Here is a 21,786-nt window from a genome sequence, read left to right as displayed (position 1 = left end):
TTTATTGATCCTTTGGTGTTGGTAAATAATCTAAATCTAATCTAGAAGAAGCGTTTAAATATTTGTTTGCTACTTCTTTAATTTCTTCACGGGTAATGCTTCTGTAAATTTCAATTTCTTTGTTTACTAAGTCCACATCGTCATACAATACATGGTAAGTAGCTAAAGATGATGCAATTCCTTGTATGCTTGCATTTGAACTTACATAGCGGTTTTCAAATTTGTTTTGAAGCTTTTCGTATTCTCTTTCCGAAATCAATTCAGTTTTTAACTTTTCAATTTCATCATCGATGCTTGTGCCAAGTTCACTTAAGTCTGCATCGCCCATAGCTAAACCTCCCATAACATAAGTACCATAATCTTCTAAGGTATTCCCAAATGCTAGTACTTGTAATGCAATTTTTTCATCATCTACTAAGCGCTTGTACATTCTAGAACTTTTTCCATCGGTTAAAATAGAAGAAATCATGTCTAACACATAGGTGTCACGATCTCCCATTCCTGGTGTTCTGTATACAAATATTTTAGCAGGAATTTGAATGTTATCGTCGTACTCAGTTGCAACAATAGTTTTTTCAATTGGTTCTTCTTCAATTTTAATTCGAGAAACATCTTTTCCTCTAGGAATGCTTCCAAAATACTTTTCGGCTAATTCTTTAGTTTGGTCTAACTCAATGTCTCCAGCAATCACTAAAGTTGCATTGTTAGGTCCGTAAAATTTATCGAAGAAATCAAGAAATTCATCTAATTCAGCTGCATCCAAATCGTCCATAGTTCCAATAACAGAACCTTTGTACGGATGCTTTTCAAACAAATATGGATTAATTCCTGTCGAGTAGATAATTTTTCCATAAGGAGCATTGTCTACACGAGTTCTTTTTTCTTCTTTTACTACTTCATTTTGCGTATCTACACCAATTTGGTTAATTACAGGGTGCAACATGCGTTCAGATTCCATCCAAAGTCCCAATTCTAAATTGTTAGATGGGAATGTTTCGTAGTAATAAGTTCTGTCGAAAGTGGTGTTTGCGTTGTTTTGGCCACCATTTGCCGAAACAATGTCAAACCATTCTCCACGCTCGATGTTTTCGGTTCCTTCAAAAAGCAAATGCTCAAAAAAGTGAGCAAAACCTGTTCTTCCTTCTACTTCATCTTTTGCACCAACATGGTACATTACACCAACGGTTACAACAGGTGCAGTTTTGTCTTGATGAAGAATTACGTCTAAGCCATTGTCTAGGGTGTATAACTCATAATCCACTTGCTGGGCAAACCCAACAACGGAAAGTAATACGGCAATGACAGATAAGCTAATTTTTTTTGTCATTTTAAATAAATTTAATTTGTTAGTTGATAAGTATGTTACTTTCATAATTTGTTACAAATATGGAAGTTTTTTTGAATAGCTACTTCTTAAAGTTTTCAAAATTAGGCATATTTCAAAATTAACAAGTATTTAGTTTAAAAAATTAAAGAATGTTTTAACTTTACGATAAAAATATAACAAATGAACAAATTTACACTACCTGTACGTTTTGCATTTGCATTAACTACATCTTTAATAGCTTACTTTTTAATCCTTTCTTTATTTGGTTTGCACACCAATCCATTTTTTAGTCTATTTAATGGAGTAATTACTGGTTTTGCCATTTTTGAAGCCATCCGATATAGAAGATTAGAAACTGGGGAAGACTATAATTACACAACCGGTTTTTCTGCAGGATTAATTACGGGCTTTATAGCATCTATTTTGTTTACCATTTTCATGTCTATATATGCCACAGAATTAGAGCCTACTTTTTTAGACGAGTTAGTTACAGAATACGCCAATCATTACGATGTTGGCATTGCTACCTTTTCGTTTATTGTATTGTTGATGGGGCTAGCTACTACAGTTGTGCTTACTTTGGCATTTATGCAACTCTTTAAAAATAAATTGAAAAAGTAAAGTTACTTACTGCTTATTTCAAAACCAAAATAGCTTCATTTTTAGTAAATTATGCCTTGAAAACAAAATTTGTAGTTTCAAATTTTAGCAGTATATTTGCAGACATTTTTAAAAATTAATTTCAAACTTATACACTATGTATGCAATTGTAGAGATGGCAGGGCAGCAATTTAAAGTTGCGAAAGACCAGAAAGTGTATGTTCACCGCTTAGCTTCTGAAGAAGGAGATGTAGTAAGCTTTGACAATGTAATGTTGTTGATGGATGGTGAAAATACAACAATCGGCGCCCCGGCTATAGAAGGTGCTCAAGTTAAAGCGAAAGTTTTAGGGCACTTAAAAGGCGATAAAGTTATCGTTTTTAAGAAAAAGAGACGTAAAGGATACCGCAAGAAAAACGGACACAGACAAGCATTTACGCAAGTAGTAATTGAAGAAATTATTGCTTCTGGTGCGCAAAAAGCAGCTCCAAAGAAAGAAGAAAAAGCAGCTCCTAAAGCAGAAGCTAAAAAGGCAGAAGCGCCAAAAGGAGATAGTGCAGATTTAGAAGGCATGACTGTTGCTGATTTAAAAAAATTAGCTAAAGAGCGTGGTTTAGAAGGTTACTCTACTTTGAAAAAAGCAGAATTAATGGAAGCACTTAGCAAATAATATTAATTTAAAAATCTAAAGAAATGGCTCACAAGAAAGGTGTTGGTAGTTCTAAAAACGGAAGAGAATCAGAATCAAAACGCTTAGGCGTTAAGATTTTTGGCGGACAGCCTGCAGTTGCTGGTAACATTATTGTTAGACAACGCGGAACCGCTCATAGACCAGGAGAAAATGTTTACGCTGGTAAAGATCATACCCTTCACGCAAAAGTGGACGGAATTGTTAAGTTTAAGAAAACTAAAGAAGATAAATCTTATGTTTCTATTGAGCCTTTTCAGGCTTAATAATTCTTAACTCTTAAGTTTAAAGTTTAAAAAACCCGAGTTGATTAAAACAACTCGGGTTTTTTGTGTGTTATAGAAATATATAATTGAGTTCTACAAATTCAACCAAGCACTCCAAGGTATTCTGCTTAACAACACCAATAATGCAAGCGTATAAAAAATACTCAGTAATTTAAATTTAGGAGCTGAAGACAATTTCTTTTTGTGTTTAGAATATCCTACAGTAATTAATACTATACTAATAATCATCGTTAATGGATGCTCAACTAAATAAAGCCTTAACTGGCTATTTTTCATAATTTCTCCCATACCTTGGTTTGAAAAAGCATCAAAATAAGGCGAAATAAAATATAGAATAAAGCCTATAAGCAATTGAATGTGGCTTACTATAAGTGCAAAAAGCGAAATCCGAAAATCTTTTGCTTCATAAGGTTTTTTTGAAACTAATTTTATAATGGCATTAAGCGATGCTAAAAACAAGATCAAGACTACCAAATAAGCCCAATACGAGTGTACTATTTTAATTGATTCATACATAATTTAAAATTTTTAGTGTTTATTCAAATAAGGCTTTTAATTCGGTTGCTTCGCTAGGTTGCATTTTTCCAGCCAAAACCAAACTTAACTGTTTTCTTCTTAAAGCGGCATCAAAACGGTCTTTTTCTAGTTTGGTTTGTGGTTCAATTGGTGGAACAGGAACAGGATTTCCCATATCATCAACAGCCACAAAAGTATAAATAGCTTCGTTTGCCTTAGTTCTTCTTCCGCTTTCTCGATCTTCAATCCAAACATCTAAGAAAATTTCCATCGAAGTTTTAAAAGTTCTTGATACTTTGGCCTCGACAGTTACCACGCTTCCTAAAGGAACAGCTTTGTTAAATGCTACGTGATTTACAGAAGCAGTAACTACAATTCTTCTAGAATGACGCCTTGCTGCAATACTTGCTGCTCTGTCCATCCTAGCCAAAAGCTCTCCACCAAAAAGGTTATTTAAAGGATTGGTCTCGCTAGGTAATACCAAGTCGGTAAGCGTTGTTTTAGATTCTTCTGGGGTTTTTAATTCCATGCTAATTTTTTTGCAAAGATAAACCTTAGCCGTTAGATTCTAACTTTTTACTGAATCAATAACCAAGCTGATTTTAAATGCTTTTCTTTAATTTCCTGAAGTTGAAGTTTTGCTTGATCTGCATCATTAAAACTAGCGAAAGCCACTTGATGTAAACCGTATTTGTTTACGCCAACCAACTCTGCTTCAAATCCTTTTTGCTGAAGCTGTCTCAATTTTTTTTCTGCATTAGCTTCTTCTCGAAATGCACCGGCAATAATGTGAATGTGTTTGGGTAATTCAGCAACTTTAGTTTCAATTTGTAAGCTAGGCAATGGTTCTGTGATAGAAAATTCAGCATTTTCTATTTTGCTTTGCATTTGTTGTTGAACTTCATTTTGCACCTGTAAATTGTGTTTCTTTACATCGTTGGTGTACCAATTTAAGCCTAAAGCACTGGCAAGACCAATAGTCAAAATGCCAACTGCTGCATATTTTAAATAGCCTTTTGAAGTGTTATTAGTTGTAGAAAGTTCTACTACCTTAATTTCTTCTTCTTCTGTTGAATTTGTTTTAGCTTGCCTTGAAATAGCTTGCTTATGTAAATTACCTAAGCCAAATGATGCTAATAATAAATTGGTGTTGTAGGGCTCAAAAACAAGCTTATTTTCTTCTTGAAAAGTGAATTCTCCCAAGTCTTTAAAAACTACTTTCCCTTGATTTGCTAATGTTGCTTCAACATCATCAACAAAATTTTTGATTGCATTTTGTGCTTCAACATAATTTAAACCTTCTTTGCTTTCTAAATAATTTAGTAAAAGTCCATCGTTATTTTGAAGCTGCGCATTAAAACGAATTAACCTACTTGGTGGTAGTATTAAATTTTGTTCTGTATTTATTTTTGCCGACTGGAATTGAGCTAGAAAAGCACCAAATCCAGGAACAATAACACAATCATGCCTATAAAGTAAAGCTTTGATATGTAGTGTAATATTCATTTTAGCCTTGCTTAATTTCGTAAGTGTAAATTAAACAATATTAACTGAAACAACGAAAAATTTAGATTAGTTTGTTTGTAGAAGCTTTAAAATTGAAACTGAAGTCCAGAATATACGCCAAAAAAGTAGGGGTTAAAGTCTAGGTTGCTTCCCTGAAATGTATTGATTTGGTATTTTAAAGCTGGCTCTACATTAAACCTTAGTTTCTTACTGAGTTGATAGTTTAGCCCTAAGCCTACATTTGTACTAAAACTGGTTTGGTTTAAGTTTTGTGCTTCACCAATATTTATGTTTCCATTAGAAGTGTTCATTAATAAACCATTGTCGGTTAATAAAAATGTACTGGCTCCACCGGTTAAACTAATTCCAAATTTACCATCTAAAACGGCATATTCTACTTCTAATGGAATTTCAACAAAATTCATTTGCTGGTTTAAGCTGCCTTCTTGTGAAAAAATTCTATTGTCACCAGATGCTAAATTTGTACTGTAATATTCTTGGCCATATAAACCATGAACAGCACTAACATTTTCTGGCATAAAAGCACTTGCGGATGGTGCGTAAACCACATTTTCTGTAGTGTAAGAAGTGTTTACTTGGTTAATACCGGTACGTATGCTCCATTTGTTGTTTAATTTGAAACCCACTTGCATACCGTAAGAAAAACTTACGTCTCCACTTGAAGCATTGTTTGCAACTTCTTGTCCTAAAGCTGAAGATGCGTTGTTCCCCGAATTAAAAATAGGAGACAAGACTGGTTTCAAAAACCATTTTTTTATTGATGTAGATTCTACTTCTTCTGTATCTTCAAAAAATTCATCAAATTGCTTGTTATTTTCTTCATCTTCTTTGGCAGATGTTATTTTATCTTCAGTTGAAGCGATTTCATTTGAAATCTTATTAAAAGTGTTATAGTTGGTTTGAAAAACTTCATTTAAAACAGTTGAAATATCTGCTAAAAATGCATTGTCATTCTCATCTGAAGCAGCATCAACTAAGTTGAACGATGCAGTTTTTGTTGAAGCCATTTCTTCGGTTTGAAGCTTATGCTCTTTCGAAGCCTTTGAAGCTGCAATTACTGAATTTTCAGATAAAACAGGATTTTCGGGATTTTCAGTTAAAAAAGCAGTTTGGTTAACAAGTTGATCGAGCAATTGGTTTGCACTTTCAAAATTAGTACTCAACTCGGTTTGCAATTCAATTTTGGCATCATCTTCATTAAGGTTTGTAAATGAAGCTGCCTGATTTGTTGGATTTGGCTGTAACCAATATCCTAAACCAAAGGCTAATACCAAGGAAGCAGCAATACCGGCATATTTAAACCAAATGGGCAATAAACGATTTTTCTTAGGCTGGACTTGCCTTTGAATTTTTTTCCAAACAGCATCGGAAGGTTGTGCTTCAAAATTTTTGAAACTTTCCTGAAAGATTCGGTCTATATGTTTATTATGGTCACTCATTTACGGTCCTACTTCTCTAATTTGTTTTTGGTATGCTTCAACTTTAGTTTTTAAAATGGCTCTAGCTCTAGCTAAATTAGATTTTGAAGTACCTTCTGTAATTCCTAGCATATCGGCAACTTCTTGGTGCGCATAACCATCTAAAACATACAGGTTAAAAACCAGTCTGTATCTGTTGGGTAAATCTTGCACACAACCTAATAAAAAATCTAGTGGAATTTCTTCATGATATTCTTCCACTCGATGGTCTTCAATATTTTCTTCGTCTACTAAAGCAAACAATTGTTGTTTTCGGTATTTGGCCAGACAAGTATTTATACAAATACGTTTCATCCAACCTTCAAAAGAACCTTTGTGCTTAAACTGACTTACTTTATCTAAAATGCAAATAAAAGCATCTTGTAAATTATCTTCTGCTTCGGCTTTATTTCTGGAATACTTCATACATAAACCAAAAAGCTGAGGAGAAAACAGCTCATAAAGATTGCGTTGCGACTTCAAATCGCCTTTAACACAGCCTTTTATAAGTTTTTTTAAGCCCAACAATATATTGTTACTATTTAGTAGATGTTTGATTTTAAATTGGTTGCGTGCAAGTTGAAAAAAAGCCGTGAACTATTTACGGCTTTTTTGGGTTTAAGCTTTGGTTTTTCCTTTAATTGCAGCGGTAATTTTTTCTTCCAGCTCATCCATTAAATCTGGATTTTCAAGCAGTAAAGTTTTTACAGCATCTCTTCCTTGACCAAGTTTGGTATCTTCATAACTAAACCAAGAACCTGCTTTTTTTACAATGTCAAACTCAACACCAATATCAATTATTTCTCCAACTTTAGAAATTCCTTCGCCGTACATGATGTCAAATTCTGCCATTTTAAATGGTGGAGCAACTTTGTTTTTCACCACTTTTACGCGGGTTTTGTTCCCCATAACATCGCTGTTACTGTTTTTAATTTGTGTAGAACGTCTGATGTCTAAACGTACAGATGCGTAAAATTTTAGGGCATTTCCTCCCGTTGTTGTTTCTGGGTTGCCAAACATAACACCAATTTTTTCTCGCAATTGATTAATGAAAATCACAGAGCAATTGGTTTTGCTTATGGTAGAAGTCATTTTTCTCAAGGCTTGAGACATTAATCTAGCATGAAGACCCATTTTAGAATCTCCCATTTCGCCTTCAATTTCACTTTTTGGCGTCAACGCAGCAACTGAGTCAATTACTACAATATCTATAGCACCTGAGCGAATTAAATTCTCAGCAATTTCTAGAGCTTGCTCACCATGATCGGGCTGAGAAATAATTAAATTATCTATATCAATTCCTAAACTTTTAGCGTAGGTTCTGTCAAAAGCGTGTTCTGCATCTATAAAAGCTGCAATACCACCTGCTTTTTGTGCTTCAGCAATAGCGTGTAATGTAAGAGTTGTTTTACCAGAAGATTCTGGGCCATATATTTCAACCACTCTTCCGCGCGGATAACCGCCTACACCTAAAGCAATATCTAAACCTAAAGATCCAGATGGTATAGCATCTACATCTACAACGGCTTGATCGCTCATTTTCATCACAGTACCTTTTCCGTAGGTTTTGTCTAGTTTATCTAGGGTTAATTTTAAAGCTTTTAATTTTGCATCTTTCTCACTGCTGTCTTTGCTCATTTCGTTTTTTTTTATGTAAGATTGTATTCAACTAGGGTAAAAGTACAACTTTTTTTATTTTTAATTTACCCACGCAACCTTTTTAAATAAGATCATCTTTATTATAAGAAACTATGAAGTTTTCAATAAAAATATGTTTTACAAATAGCCGAGGCATCACCTGCTTTTTCGCAAGTGTAAGCGGCTGCAAAATAGATGGTGGCTGACGTTATACATGAATTTAGTATTTATTAAAATTTAAATTGAAATGTATAACAACGAATTAGCCACCCTTGTTGTTTTGAACAACATCTAAATTTTAAAAAGAAAAAAGCCTCGCATCTAAGCGGGGCTTTTTTCTTTTCTATGAAAGCCTTACTTTTGCCAAAAATTTCCTAACTTAAAATTAGTATAGCATGCAACTGTACAATAAATTAAGTGCGAAGGAAAGAGCAGCGCTTATCGAAAAAGCTGGTGAAGACCGCTTAACGCTATCTTTTTATACATACGCACACGTAAAAAATCCACAACTTTTTAGAGATTACCTTTTTATACATTGGAATAAAATGGATGTATTAGGTAGAATTTATGTTGCTAAAGAAGGCATTAACGCTCAACTTTCAGTTCCCGCTAAGCGCTTTAGTGAATTCAAATCTTTTATAGATAGCATTAGCTTCTTAGAAGGCATCCGGCTAAACATTGCCATCGAACAAGACAACATGGCATTCTTAAAGCTGAAAATTAAAGTAAGAAATAAAATACTAGCAGATGGCTTAAACGATGAAACCTTTGATGTAACCAACAAAGGAGTTCATGTTGATGCTGAAGCTTTTAATAAATTAATAGAAGACCCAAACACGGTTTTAGTAGATATGCGTAACCATTACGAAAGTGAAATTGGTCATTTTCAAAATGCAGTTACACCAGATGTAGATACCTTTAGAGACTCTTTAGATATCATTGAAAAAGACTTGAAAGATCATAAAGAAGACAAAAACTTAGTGATGTATTGCACTGGCGGAATTAGATGCGAAAAGGCTAGCGCTTACTACAAACACAAAGGCTTTAAAAAAGTGTTTCAATTGGAAGGCGGCATTATTGAATACGCTAGACAAGTACAAGAAAAGAAATTAGATAATAAGTTTCTAGGGAAAAACTTTGTGTTTGACCATCGCATGAGCGAAAAAATTTCTGATGAAGTTATCGCTCATTGTCACCAATGCGGAAATCCTTGCGACACACATGTTAACTGCGCCAATGATGCTTGCCATTTGTTGTTTATTCAATGTGAAGATTGCGCTAACGAAATGCAAAAATGTTGCTCAGATCACTGTAAAGAAATAATTCAACTTCCTTACGAAGAACAAAAGAAATTAAGAGCAGGGAAACAAAATAGCAATCATATTTTCAAAAAAGGAAGATCAGAAAATTTAAAATTTAAAAAATCGAAAGCACAAGATTTACAACTTCAAGGAAACTAATACAGCATACAACAAGCTAACATAATTTATTTCAGCGCCATTTTGTTTTAAAAATGGCGCTATTTTTTTCATTTTTGCTTTACATAACAGCGCTGTACTTTATGGTAAACCCCATAACTTCAAAATAACTAATGCAGCTTACAATAATTTGGTATCTTTACCTTTTTAATAATATGAATAGTCAACACAGCTAAAAGCTAGTGTTTCAATATATATAATGAAGTATGGGTTGTGCAAGTTGCTCAAGTGGAAAAGATGGATCGCCGAAAGGCTGCAAAAATAACGGAACCTGTGGTACAGATAGCTGCAATAAATTAACTGTTTTCGACTGGCTTTCTAATATGGAATTGCCAAACGGAGAAAAACCTTTTGATGTAGTAGAAGTCCGTTTTAAAAATAGCCGTAAAGAGTTTTACAAAAATACAGAATCACTTACTTTACAAATGGGAGATGTGGTAGCTACAGAAGCTTCACCAGGTCACGATATTGGTATTGTAACTTTAACTGGCGAGCTGGTTAAAGTACAGATGAAAAAGAAAAAGGAAGATCCTTACGCTGACGACTTACCCAAAATTTATAGAAAAGCCACTCAAAGAGATATTGATGTTTGGCAAGAAGCCAAAGACAGAGAAGAAGCCGTAAAAAAACGTTCGCGAGAAATTGCCATTCGTTTAAAATTAAAAATGAAAATTAGCGATATTGAGTTTCAAGGTGATGCTTCAAAAGCTATTTTTTATTACACAGCAGAATCAAGGGTAGATTTTAGACAACTGATTAAAGAATTTGCTTACGAGTTTAAAACTCGAATTGAAATGAAACAAATTGGGTTTCGTCAAGAAGCGGCAAGACTTGGTGGTATTGGCTCCTGCGGAAGAGAATTGTGTTGTTCAACTTGGTTAACCGATTTTAGAACGGTAAAAACTTCAGCGGCACGTTACCAACAACTTTCCTTAAACCCATTAAAGCTTGCTGGTCAATGCGGAAAGTTAAAATGTTGTTTGAATTACGAGTTAGATACGTATTTAGACGCCATCAAAGATTTTCCCAAATTTGAAGATAAACTCATCACCAAAAAGGGAAAAGCAGTTTGCCAGAAAATAGATATTTTTCAAAAGAAATTTTGGTATGCTTATGAAGGAGATTACGGCAACTGGATTGAAATTGAATTAGAACAAGTACTTGAAATAATTGAAGCTCAAAAAAATAACGATCCTGTTGAAAGCCTTGAAGACTTTAAAGCAGAAGAGCCAGAAGTAAAAATTGAAGCCAATTACGAAAATGTTGTTGGGCAAGATAGCTTAACTCGTTTTGATAGACCCAAAACTAAAAAACGTAAAAAACGTAGAAAGCCAAATACCAATCCAAACCAGAAGCAAGCTAGTAAATCTGGGCAAAAGCCAACTTCTAATCAACCTGCTTCAAAAGGAAAAAAAAGACCACCTAGAAACAAGGGAAATAAAAACAATAACAAAAACACGAATAAAAACAATACCAATAATGCCAACTAAAGTTTTTCTTTTATTCGGATTCATAATCTGTTTAGCATCTTGTCAAGACCAAGATTACGTATTTTCTAAATATGAATCTACAGGCGGAAAATGGCATAAAAACGATACATTAAACTTTAATTTTTCAGCAAAAGATACTACGCAAACTTACAACGTATTTATTTCGCTCAGAAATAACCTAGAGTACGAATTTAAAAATATCTATCTCATTTCAAGCATTACATTTCCCAACGGTAAAGTTGTGATAGATACACTAGAATATCCAATGGCAAATAACGATGGTACTTTTATTGGTAAGGGTTCTAGTATAATCGAAAACAAGCTTTGGTTAAAAGAAAAGGTAAAATTTAACGAAAAAGGCCAATATATTTTTAAGCTCAGACAAGCCATGAGAAAAATGAATGAAGTGGAAGCTTTAGAGCAATTAAAAGGAGTTGTAGACGTTGGTATTCAAATTGAAGAAATTCAGAATTTATAATGAAAAAGAAACCAAACCCTAAAAAGAAAAAGAGCTTCAAAAAATTTATATTATATTTTTGGGCACTTTTTGCATTTGGCATTTTAGCTGTGGTATTTTTATTTTTATTAGCAGGTTGGGGAGCGCTCGGGCCTATGCCAACATTCGATGAACTTGAAAATCCTGAAACCAACCTTGCCACGGAAGTAATTTCATCAGACGGGAAAACCCTAGGAAAGTATTTTTTAGAAAATAGAACACCAGTAAAGTTTGAAGATTTACCTGAACATTTAGTACAAGCCTTAGTTGCAACAGAAGATGAACGTTTTTATTCGCATTCAGGAATAGATGCACGCGGTACACTAAGAGCAGCTATTTTTTTAGGAAGTAAAGGTGGAGCTAGTACTATTACGCAACAGCTTTCTAAACAATTGTTTACTGGAGTGCGTTCTAGAAACATATCAGAAGCAATTATTCAAAAAATAAAAGAATGGGTTATTGCAATACGTCTAGAAAGACAATACACCAAAAATGAAATCATTACCATGTATTTTAATGTTTTCGATTTTACTCGTGGCGCACATGGCATTAGATCAGCATCCAGAGTATATTTTGGCAAAGAACCTAAAGACTTAAAAGTGGAAGAAGCCGCAACCTTAGTGGCCATGTTTAAAAATCCTGTTTTATACAATCCATATCGAGAAATCTTCAAGAAAAATTCCTTAGAAAGAAGAAATCAAGTGCTTAAACAAATGGAAAAGAATGAATACTTAAGCACAGCTGTAAAAGATTCATTACAAAAACTTCCATTAACCATCAACTACACACCAGAACAACATGACGATGGTACAGCTACTTATTTTCGAGAATTTTTGAAAGATTTCTTAAGCGATTGGGTAGAGAAAAACCCGAAACCTGACGGAACAATGTATAATATTTATAAAGACGGATTAAAAGTCTTTACTACTATTGATGCAGACATGCAAAGCGCAGCAGAAGAGTCTGTTAAAAGACACATGACAAAACTTCAAAAAGAATTTAACCGTCAAAATCAAAACAATTCAACAGCTCCATTTAGAAGTATTAACCAAGCTGAAGTAAACCGAATTTTAAATAAAGGAATTAAAAATTCTGACCGCTACAAACGACTAAAAAACCGTGGTATTTCTGAAGATTCTATCGCTAAAATATTTGATCAAAAAGTCGAGATGAAGCTTTTTTCCTGGGAAGGCGAAATTGACACCATTATGACCCCAAAAGATTCTATACGCTACTACAAATCTTTTTTAAACACAGGAATGATGTCTATGCGACCACAAACTGGAGAAGTAAAAGCTTGGGTTGGTGGTATTAATTATAAATATTTTAAATACGAACACGTAAAACAAGCAAGAAGACAAGTTGGCTCTACATTTAAACCCTTTGTATATGCCACAGCAATAGACCAACTTCATTATTCGCCTTGTTACCAACTTCCCAACACGTTATATACCATACCTAAAGGAAAACACGGACTTATTGACGACTGGACACCATCTAACTCTGGCGATAAATATGGCGGGAACAAAACTTTAAAACAGGCTTTAGCTGAATCAGTAAATACTATTACAGCTCGTTTAATCGACAAAACAGGTCCAGAAAAAGTAATTAATATGGCCGATGCTTTAGGCGTTGATGTTTCAGATATGGATCCTTATCCGTCTATTGCTTTAGGAACTCCAGATTTAAGCGTTTACGAAATGGTTTCTGCTTACGGAACCTTTGCTAATAAAGGTGTTTACGTAGAACCATTCATGATTACTAGAATTGAAGACAGAAACGGAACTATTTTATATCAACATTCGCCAGTAAGCAAAGATGTTCTTAGCGAAGAAACAGCCTACGTTGTTGTAAACCTATTAGAAGGAGTGACCAAGTTTGGTTCAGGAGTACGACTGAAAACTAATTCAGAATACGCTAAAAATAGAATAGACTATCAACGCGCTGTAACAGGTTATCCATACGATTTTAAAAATGATATTGCTGGAAAAACAGGAACCACACAAAACCAAAGCGACGGTTGGTTTATTGGTATGGTTCCCGATTTAGTAACTGGAGTTTGGGTTGGTGGCGAAGAACGTTCAGTGCGTTTTCCTTCCATCACTTACGGACAAGGAGCTACTATGGCATTGCCTATTTGGGGAATGTATATGAAAGATTTATACGAAAATGAAGATGTAGAAGTTTCTGATGAAGCATTTGAGAAACCAGAAAACTTAACTATTCCTATAGAATGCGACCAGTTACAAGATGTGGATAGCGATAAATATGAAGAAGACTTTGAGTTTGGCTTTAATTAAAATTTCAAAAATTGACCGTCTCATTAGTAAAAAGACTTAGCCAGAAAGTAAGGCTCTATTTTTTAGTTTTAGCTTTTTATCAACAAACATTCATGCTACTTTCTTTACTTTAGTTGCATGAAAACTCCCTTATTGGCTTTCAATTCTAAAGGCATTTATTGCGAAGCGGCAGATGTATACATCGACGCATGGAAGCCTGTGGATAAAGTGATTATTTCCCACGGTCACGCAGATCACTCCCGTTGGGGACATCAAAAATACATTACACATCACGATAACGTACCTATTGTAAAACATCGCTTAGGAGAAGTAAACATTGAGAGCAAAGCCTATGGCGAAAGTTTTACCATTAACAATGTAAAATTCAGTTTGCATCCAGCTGGCCACATTATTGGAAGCGCTCAAGTTAGAGTAGAACACAAAGGGGAAGTTTGGGTGTTTTCTGGCGATTATAAAGATGAAGCCGATGGAGTTTGTACGCCTTTTGAAGCTGTCCCTTGCCATACGTTCATCACCGAATGTACCTTTGGTTTACCCGCTTTTAAATGGAAACCCCAAGCCGAAGTTTTTGAAGAAATCAACCAATGGTGGAAACAAAATCAAGCCGATGGTAGAACTTCAGTTTTGTTTGGGTATTCCTTAGGAAAAGCCCAACGCTTATTGAAGCATCTCAATCCTGAAATTGGAAAAATTTACACCCATGGCGCTATCGAAAATATGACGGAAGTCTTGCGAAGTTTAGTAGATTTCCCGCCAACACACTTAATTACTAGGGAAACCACCAAAGTAGAATTAAACGGAAATTTAGTTTTAGCGCCACCTAGTGCTCACGGCGGCACATGGATCAGAAAAATGACGCCTTATGTTACTGCTTCGGCTAGCGGTTGGATGACCTTCAGAGGAGCAAGACGCCGCCGTGCAATCGACAAAGGATTTGTACTAAGTGATCACTGCGATTGGAACGGACTCATCAATTCCATTAAAGCAACGGGTTGCGAAAAAGTAATTTGCACCCATGGTTACACCGATATTTTTGCTAAATATTTACGCGAACTTGGCTACGACGCTAGAACTGAAAAAACACAATACGAAGAGAATGAAGATTAAGATCCCCCTAATCCCCAAAGGGGGAATTTAAAGAACTCCCCCTTTGGGGGTTAGGGGGCAAATATTTTTAATATGAAAGCATTTGCCCAACTTATCAAAACCATCGACTCCACCAACAAAACCAATTTGAAGGTAGAAGCATTGGCGGATTACTTTCAGCAAGTATCTGATGAAGATAAGGTTTGGACCATTGCTATTCTTTCGCATCGGCGACCACCACGACCTGTAAATACTACTTTAATACGTGAATATGCTTCAGAATTGGCAAACATTCCGCTATGGCTTTTTGAAGAATCCTACCATATTGTAGGCGATTTAGCTGAAACCATCGCTTTGGTGGTTCCCGACTCTCAACAAGAAACCGAAAAAAGCTTAACACAATACTTAGAAGAAATGTTGGCTTTAAAAAAAGAATCTGACGAAGTCAAAAAAGAATACTTGGTTTCCAACTGGAAAAAACTCAATTATTACGAGCGATTTGTATTCACCAAATTGATTACTGGCGGATTCAGAATTGGTGTAAGTCAGAAATTGATGACGCGTGCCTTAGCCAAATCCACCGGAATTGATGAAGAAGTTTTAGCCTTTAAATTAATGGGAAATTGGAATCCTAATAAAATCAGCTTTCAAGAATTAATTTTAGAAGAAAACGAAGCTGATTACCTTTCCAAACCGTATCCATTTTATTTGGCTTATGCCATTGAAGACCAACCCAACGATTTAGGTGATCCCAAAGATTGGTTAGCCGAACACAAATGGGACGGCATTCGTAGTCAAGTGATTATTCGTAAAAATCAACTCTTTGTGTGGAGTCGTGGGGAAGAATTGGTCACCGATAAATATCCAGAATTTGAAGATTTTGTAGGAAAACTGCCCAACGGAATCGTCTTGGATGGTGAAATTTTAGCCTATCCAAATAATGAAATAGGAAGCTTCAAAGACTTACAAACCCGAATTGGCAGAAAAACCGTTTCTAAAAAACTATTGGAAAAGACACCTGTTATTTTGAAAGTTTACGACATTTTAGAATACGAAGGCAAAGACATTCGGAAGAAATCATTTGTAGATAGAAGAAGAATTTTAGACCAATTGCATGCCGATTTCAAGGATGAGATTTCTGTGTTTCATCTTTCAGAAATTATGAAATTTTCTGCTTGGGATGAAATGGCAAAAGAGCGAGAAAACGCCAGAGAAATTAAATCGGAAGGTTTGATGATTAAACGCAAAAATTCCACCTACGGCGTCGGCAGAAAAAAAGGCGATTGGTGGAAATGGAAATCCGATCCTTTTAGCATCGATGCGGTACTTACCTACGCCATGCGCGGACATGGAAGAAGAAGCAATCTGTTTACAGATTACACCTTTGGCTTGTGGGACGATGAGCACAAAGAATTAGTCACTTTTGCTAAAGCTTATTCTGGTTTAACCGATAAAGAATTTAAAAGTTTAGATGCTTGGATTAAAAAACACACCTTAGAACGTTTTGGACCTGTACGCAGTGTTGAACCTTATCATGTATTCGAAATTGCTTTTGAAGGCATAGCCGAATCCAAACGACACAAAAGTGGAGTAGCTACCCGTTTCCCCAGAATTTCCCGTTGGCGAAACGACAAAAAAATGGGAGAGGCTAATACACTGGAAGATTTGAAAGCCATGATTCCGAAATAGGTATCCTATTCGAAGTTAAAGACCCTAAATAGGAGACCCCACAGGTTTAACTTGTCCGCCTTTGGTGGAAAACCTGTGGGGTCTTTAATGAATCTAAGGTTAGTGTATGAAATAACCTTTAAAAAACAATTAACACTTATTTCTTTTATGAAATTTCTTTTTCTCTTATATTTTTATGAATCAATTTATTAAATTGATTTAAAGCTTTGCCATTATCATGGAAAGATAGCTACATATAAATCAGCAATAAATATTTTATGCATATGAAGTATTTTTTTCTTATTATTTTATTTCCATTATTCATTCATTCTCAAGAAAATAACGACCAAGATAAAGAAGACAAAGAACGAAAGTTTTCAATAGGATTTGCAGCTGGCATAATGAATCAATCTTTTGAACAAAACGGTGATCACTTAACCAACCAAGCATCTAATATGGCAGGTTTTGCACTTCAATATCAAAGCTCTGAATTTTCTCATTTAAGATTAGGTTACGACCGATTTTCAACAGTTTCCTTTTCAGGATTATCTTTTGATTCCTATACAATTCCTTTGCTTTACGGTTTCAATTTAGATTGGCTTAAATCGCTATACGGAGGAGTGAAAAATCCAAATATTAAGCTGTTAGTCGAACTTGGCGTGTATTACCGAGGAATATCTAATTTTAAAAATCAATCATCCATAGATTACAATACCCATAATGTATTTGGATTTCAAACAGCCTTTGTATTAAAATTTGATTTGTCCAACAGTCTTTTTGCTAACATTAGTATTCAAGGAAATAATGATTATGACGACATCTTAGATGCTGATAACAATGCTATTAGTTTAAGCGGATATGCACTTCAATTAGGATTTGCTTTTAGGTTATAAATATTTCAAAATAGGGGGGATTAAAAAATTAACTTTGAATAATAAATTATTGGTTATTAATGCGAAAAAGCATTTTGACAAATTGAAAAATATATGAAATTGAAACTACCTCCTTCTTATTTTCAACAACAAGATGTAGTTCATTTAGCAAAAGATTTACTCGGTAAAACCATACACACACATATTGATAATAAACTATGCGTGGGCATCATTTCAGAAACAGAAGCTTATGCTGGAGTAGGAGATAAAGCTTGTCATGCCCATTTGGGTCGTTTTACTAAACGTACCAAAGTCATGTATGAAGCTGGCGGAATAGCTTATGTATATTTGTGTTATGGCATTCATCATTTATTCAATATCGTCTGCAATCAAAAAGATGTGGCAGATGTGGTTTTGATTCGTAGCGTCATTCCAATTAAAGGCATTGAAACCATGCTTCAACGCAGAAAGAAAGCTAAAGTTACTTCCAATTTAACTATTGGTCCAGGTAATTTCACCCAAGCATTTGGCATTTCAAAAAAACATAATGAAACTTCGATTTGTGGAAAAAGCATTTGGATGGAAGAACAAAATTTTCAACCTACAAAAATTGAAACCACTCCACGAATCGGTATTGCTTATGCAGAAGATGATGCACTACTTCCTTGGCGTTTTGTTGGTCATTTTGATGATATTGAAGCCCATATTACTAAAAGACAACAACTATAAAAAAGCAATTTATGTAGCTTAGATGCTTCAAATTAATCCTTTTTCAAATAAATATCTATTTTTGTTATGTATTTATTTTAGCTAAACCATTATTATGCAATTCATTTTTGAAAAACTAAAAAACAGTACACTTTTCTCACTGTTTACAGTTTGTGCCGTATTCATGTCTTTTAACTTTTCCTTTTCACAGACGGATTCCCTTCATTTAAAAACTGGCGACCTTCTTGTAGGTGAGCTTAAAGAAATGAAAGAAAATGTAGCTACTTTTGAAACAGATTACAGCAAAAACGATTTCAAAATAAAATGGGTAGAAATAAAAAAAATTAAAACCAAAACACTCTATTTAGTAAGCTTATCCTCGGGGATACGCTATACTGGTTATTTGGAAAGTATAGATGATGAGGAAGTTGGTGTTATTTTTAAAAATGATACTTTGGCTAAAACTGAAATTAAAGAAATTGTTTTTCTTAGAAAACTAGACCAAGATTTTTGGAGTAATTTAAATGCTTCATTAAGTGTGGGGTACAACTTTACTAAAGCCAATAATTTGTCGCAATATAGCGTGAGAAGTAATCTAGGATACCGTTCTAAAAACTGGTCTGCTTCAACAAGTTATAACCACATTATTTCTTCACAACAGGATGTATCAAAGACGCAACGTTTAGAAGCTAATCTAGTTTATAAAAATTACATCAAGAATAAATGGTTTGGATTGGCAGAAATAAATTGGCTCTCCAATACTGCCCAAAACATTAACTTACGAACCCTTAGCAAACTTGGGATGGGGAAATACCTTGTACAAACCAATAGCTTGTATTGGGGCTTGCAAACTGGAGCTTCTTTTAATAATGAAAGTTTTAGTTTAGATGGAGTGGATAGCAGTAACGATAGTGCAGAGCTTTTTTTCGGAACGGAAGCTAACTTATACGATATCGGCGATTTAAGCTTTTTGAGTAGAGTTGTGGTATACCCAAGCTTAACTGAGTCTGGCCGATGGCGAACAGATTTTAATTTTGATATTAAATATGATTTGCCTTTCGATTTTTATATCAATTTTGGACTGAGTTACAATTACGACAATCAGCCTATACAATCGGGTAGAGAAAAGGATTATGTATTTCAAACTACGCTCGGGTGGAGTTTGTAATTCTACAGCTTATGTTTGCTATATAAAAAGTATCTTTGCAGAGAACAGAATTTAAGCCAATGCAAGCCATTCAAGGATTTTCAAAACTCAGTAAACAAGAAAAAACAGATTATTTACTTCAACATTATTTGAAGGATTTTCCCCAAGCTGAACAAATTTTAAGTCAATACCTCAACCAAGACGAAAAGCTTCAACGCTTACACGACGAATTTATTGAAAACACCCTTACCAACTTTTATTTGCCTTTTGGCGTAGCACCTAATTTTTCCATCAACAACAAAAATTATGTGATTCCGATGGCTATTGAAGAAAGTTCTGTAGTGGCAGCAGCCAGTAAAGCAGCTAAGTTTTGGGGCGAACGCGGTGGCTTTAAAACCACCGTTTTAGGAACTGAGAAAATTGGTCAAGTTCATTTTAACTTTTCAGGAGAATTGGAAGAATTGGAAGCTTTTTTCCAACAAGTAAAACCCAAGTTGTTGGAATCTGTTCAATCCATTACCAAAAACATGGAAAAACGCGGCGGTGGAATTCGCAGTTTGGATTTGGTAAATAAATCTGAAGATTTAGCGAATTACTATCAATTGCACGCCACTTTTGAAACCAAAGATGCGATGGGTGCGAACTTTATCAATTCGTGTTTAGAAGAATTTGCAGCGGTGTTTAGAGACGAAGCACATTTGCATTTTCAAGACGATGCAGAACTGGAGATTGTTATGAGCATTCTTTCCAATTACGTGCCCAATTGTTTAGTGCGAGCAGAAGTAAGCTGTGCAGTTGATCAATTAGGGAAAACCAAAGAAGAAGGTCAAGCTTACGCTGAAAAATTTGTACGTGCCATCAACATTGCCGAAGTAGAACCCTACCGTGCCGTAACCCACAACAAAGGAATCATGAACGGAATTGATGCTGTGGTTTTAGCCACAGGAAACGATTTTAGAGCAGTTGAAGCAGGCGTTCACGCTTATGCAGCTAGAAACGGAAAATACAGCAGTCTCACTCACGCCAAAGTGGAAAACGGAATCTTTACCTATTGGATTGAAGTTCCTTTGGCTTTAGGAACGGTTGGTGGACTTACCAGTTTGCATCCGTTGGTAAAATTGGCCTTGGCATTATTGCAGAATCCAAGCGCAGAAGAATTGATGCAGATTGTTGCAGTTGCTGGATTAGCGCAAAACTTCGGAGCGGTGAATTCACTAGTGACCACAGGCATTCAGGAAGGACACATGAAAATGCACTTGATGAATATCTTAAATCAGTTTGAAGCTGATGTGCAAGAACGTGAAAAAGCAGTCGAATTTTTTAAATACAACACCGTGACTCATTCGGCTGTGGTTAATTTTATGAACGATTTACGCGCTAAATAATAAATCATGTCCACTTCTTTTTATAGTCATGGAAAATTATTGCTCACTGGAGAATATGTAGTTTTAGATGGTGCTGAAGCTTTAGGATTGCCCACGAAATTCGGACAACATTTACAAGTGATTGAAACTTCCCATCAACAAAAAATCACTTGGAAAAGCCTTCTACAAAACAACAAAGTCTGGTTAGATTTGGAATTTATTTGGAATGAAAAATTTCAATTTAGTTGTGCAACTGCATCAAATGAAGCACAAAAGTTAATTGAAATTTTCAATTGGATTGCTCTACAAAATCCTTTGTTATTTTCTGCTAAAGTGGGATTCGATTTCATTTCAATATTAGAATTTCCAAAAGATTGGGGTTTGGGTTCATCTTCTACCTTGATCAACAATTTAGCACAATGGGCAAAAGTAGATGCGTTTCAGTTACAAGATGTTGCCTTTGGCGGAAGTGGTTACGATGTAGCCTGCGCACAACATGAAACACCGATTTTATTTCAAAAAAAACAGCTTCAACAAAACATCAAGCCTGTACAATTCAATCCTTGTTTTAAAGATGAATTGTTTTTTGTGTACCTCAATCAGAAACAAAACAGCCGAAAAGCCATTCAGCATTACCGCAGTCAATCGCCTGAAAATGTAGAATTGGCGGTAGAACGCATCTATTCCATTACCCAACAAATATTGGAAGTAACCCTAATTGAAGATTTTGAAGCTTTATTGAAATCGCATGAAAAAATCATTGCTTCTTTGTTGGCACAACGACCCATTCAGCAAGAACTTTTTGCAGATTATCCGAGAACCGTAAAAAGTTTAGGCGCTTGGGGTGGCGATTTTGTTTTGGCTGTTGGCAACCTTGAAGACCGAACATATTTTCAACAAAAAGGTTTTGAAACGATTTTGAGTTATGATGAGATGATTTTGTAGGGAGATTTAGTTTTACTCGGATTGCAAATCTGGGTTATTATGTATTGTCAAATTAATGCTTCGAAGTTTCAAACTTCGGAGAGCGTTGTTTTACTCGGATTGCAAATCCGAGTTATCAATTTATCATTCGTGCATTCGTGGCATTTTTAATAGCGTTGTAAACTTCGGAGAGCGTTGTGAAATGATTTTGTA

Annotated in this window: 21 protein-coding genes; 14 read left to right on the top strand and 7 right to left on the bottom strand. The window is 34.9% G+C overall.

What is annotated here, in order from left to right; all coding sequences use genetic code 11:
- Position 1 precedes the first annotated feature (1 nt).
- Positions 2-1,327, bottom strand: coding sequence for a M16 family metallopeptidase (locus IEV72_RS06905; RefSeq protein ID WP_188458370.1), 1,326 nt, complete (start codon positions 1,325-1,327; stop codon positions 2-4).
- 180 nt (positions 1,328-1,507) lie between these two features.
- Between IEV72_RS06905 and IEV72_RS06900 the strand changes: the two genes are divergently transcribed.
- The 3 genes from IEV72_RS06900 to rpmA all read left to right on the top strand — a co-directional run bounded on the left by IEV72_RS06900 (position 1,508) and on the right by rpmA (position 2,881).
- Entirely contained in the window at positions 1,508-1,948 is a 441-nt protein-coding gene (locus IEV72_RS06900; RefSeq protein WP_188458369.1) for a DUF4199 domain-containing protein, read from the top strand.
- 136 nt (positions 1,949-2,084) lie between these two features.
- Positions 2,085-2,597 (top strand): 50S ribosomal protein L21, encoded by a 513-nt coding sequence (rplU, locus tag IEV72_RS06895; RefSeq protein ID WP_188458368.1) that lies wholly within the window; start codon positions 2,085-2,087, stop codon positions 2,595-2,597.
- Between the two features lie 23 nt (positions 2,598-2,620).
- On the top strand, positions 2,621-2,881 hold the full coding sequence (gene rpmA, locus IEV72_RS06890; RefSeq protein ID WP_188458367.1) for a 50S ribosomal protein L27: 261 nt from the start codon (positions 2,621-2,623) through the stop codon (positions 2,879-2,881).
- A gap of 93 nt (positions 2,882-2,974) precedes the next feature.
- Here the strand turns inward: rpmA and IEV72_RS06885 are convergent, their stop codons facing one another.
- From IEV72_RS06885 to recA, 6 genes are all read right to left on the bottom strand, one after another.
- Positions 2,975-3,418: a hypothetical protein gene (locus IEV72_RS06885; RefSeq protein ID WP_188458366.1), complete on the bottom strand. Its 444-nt coding sequence runs from the start codon at positions 3,416-3,418 to the stop codon at positions 2,975-2,977.
- Positions 3,419-3,437: 19 nt separating this feature from the next.
- Positions 3,438-3,947 carry an acyl-CoA thioesterase gene (locus IEV72_RS06880; protein WP_188458365.1) on the bottom strand — a complete coding sequence of 170 codons (510 nt, stop codon included), beginning with the start codon at positions 3,945-3,947 and terminating at the stop codon, positions 3,438-3,440.
- 47 nt (positions 3,948-3,994) lie between these two features.
- Positions 3,995-4,924, bottom strand: a complete 930-nt coding sequence (locus tag IEV72_RS06875; protein ID WP_188458364.1) for an HU domain-containing protein — start codon at positions 4,922-4,924, stop codon at positions 3,995-3,997.
- An 86-nt stretch (positions 4,925-5,010) separates the two neighbouring features.
- A complete protein-coding gene (locus IEV72_RS06870) occupies positions 5,011-6,384 on the bottom strand; it encodes an outer membrane beta-barrel protein (RefSeq protein WP_188458363.1) in 1,374 nt (457 codons plus the stop codon).
- Complete coding sequence (locus IEV72_RS06865) at positions 6,385-6,885, bottom strand: RNA polymerase sigma factor (protein ID WP_373283997.1); 501 nt, start codon at positions 6,883-6,885, stop codon at positions 6,385-6,387.
- Between the two features lie 135 nt (positions 6,886-7,020).
- Positions 7,021-8,040: a recombinase RecA gene (gene recA, locus IEV72_RS06860; protein ID WP_188458361.1), complete on the bottom strand. Its 1,020-nt coding sequence runs from the start codon at positions 8,038-8,040 to the stop codon at positions 7,021-7,023.
- A 395-nt stretch (positions 8,041-8,435) separates the two neighbouring features.
- Here recA and trhO point away from each other — a divergent pair, with 395 nt between their 5' ends.
- The 11 genes from trhO to IEV72_RS06805 all read left to right on the top strand — a co-directional run bounded on the left by trhO (position 8,436) and on the right by IEV72_RS06805 (position 21,594).
- Positions 8,436-9,500 carry an oxygen-dependent tRNA uridine(34) hydroxylase TrhO gene (gene trhO, locus IEV72_RS06855; protein WP_188458360.1) on the top strand — a complete coding sequence of 355 codons (1,065 nt, stop codon included), beginning with the start codon at positions 8,436-8,438 and terminating at the stop codon, positions 9,498-9,500.
- A gap of 224 nt (positions 9,501-9,724) precedes the next feature.
- Positions 9,725-11,008 (top strand): PSP1 domain-containing protein, encoded by a 1,284-nt coding sequence (locus tag IEV72_RS06850; protein WP_188458359.1) that lies wholly within the window; start codon positions 9,725-9,727, stop codon positions 11,006-11,008.
- Positions 10,998-11,486: a gliding motility lipoprotein GldH gene (locus tag IEV72_RS06845; RefSeq protein WP_188458358.1), complete on the top strand. Its 489-nt coding sequence runs from the start codon at positions 10,998-11,000 to the stop codon at positions 11,484-11,486. Before IEV72_RS06850 ends, IEV72_RS06845 begins: the two co-directional genes overlap by 11 nt.
- A complete protein-coding gene (locus IEV72_RS06840) occupies positions 11,486-13,804 on the top strand; it encodes a penicillin-binding protein 1A (protein ID WP_188458357.1) in 2,319 nt (772 codons plus the stop codon). The genes IEV72_RS06845 and IEV72_RS06840 overlap by 1 nt, the downstream gene beginning before the upstream one ends.
- A 117-nt stretch (positions 13,805-13,921) precedes the next feature.
- The gene (locus IEV72_RS06835) at positions 13,922-14,911 is read left to right on the top strand and encodes a ligase-associated DNA damage response exonuclease (protein ID WP_188458356.1); all 990 of its coding nucleotides are present in this window, start codon (positions 13,922-13,924) and stop codon (positions 14,909-14,911) included.
- A gap of 72 nt (positions 14,912-14,983) precedes the next feature.
- The gene (locus tag IEV72_RS06830) at positions 14,984-16,579 is read left to right on the top strand and encodes an ATP-dependent DNA ligase (RefSeq protein ID WP_188458355.1); all 1,596 of its coding nucleotides are present in this window, start codon (positions 14,984-14,986) and stop codon (positions 16,577-16,579) included.
- A gap of 263 nt (positions 16,580-16,842) precedes the next feature.
- Positions 16,843-17,451: a hypothetical protein gene (locus tag IEV72_RS06825; RefSeq protein ID WP_188458354.1), complete on the top strand. Its 609-nt coding sequence runs from the start codon at positions 16,843-16,845 to the stop codon at positions 17,449-17,451.
- Between the two features lie 93 nt (positions 17,452-17,544).
- Entirely contained in the window at positions 17,545-18,159 is a 615-nt protein-coding gene (locus IEV72_RS06820) for a DNA-3-methyladenine glycosylase (protein ID WP_188458353.1), read from the top strand.
- 94 nt (positions 18,160-18,253) lie between these two features.
- Positions 18,254-19,306 carry a DUF481 domain-containing protein gene (locus IEV72_RS06815; protein WP_188458352.1) on the top strand — a complete coding sequence of 351 codons (1,053 nt, stop codon included), beginning with the start codon at positions 18,254-18,256 and terminating at the stop codon, positions 19,304-19,306.
- Between the two features lie 59 nt (positions 19,307-19,365).
- Complete coding sequence (locus IEV72_RS06810; protein ID WP_188458436.1) at positions 19,366-20,670, top strand: hydroxymethylglutaryl-CoA reductase, degradative; 1,305 nt, start codon at positions 19,366-19,368, stop codon at positions 20,668-20,670.
- A gap of 6 nt (positions 20,671-20,676) precedes the next feature.
- Positions 20,677-21,594, top strand: coding sequence for a GYDIA family GHMP kinase (locus tag IEV72_RS06805; protein WP_188458351.1), 918 nt, complete (start codon positions 20,677-20,679; stop codon positions 21,592-21,594).
- Positions 21,595-21,786 lie beyond the last annotated feature (192 nt).

This window comes from Psychroflexus planctonicus (assembly GCF_014640195.1).
In the GTDB taxonomy this organism is placed as follows: domain Bacteria; phylum Bacteroidota; class Bacteroidia; order Flavobacteriales; family Flavobacteriaceae; genus Psychroflexus; species Psychroflexus planctonicus.
Note: the sequence above shows the minus strand (reverse complement) of the source record. Positions and strands in the feature narration are given on the sequence as shown.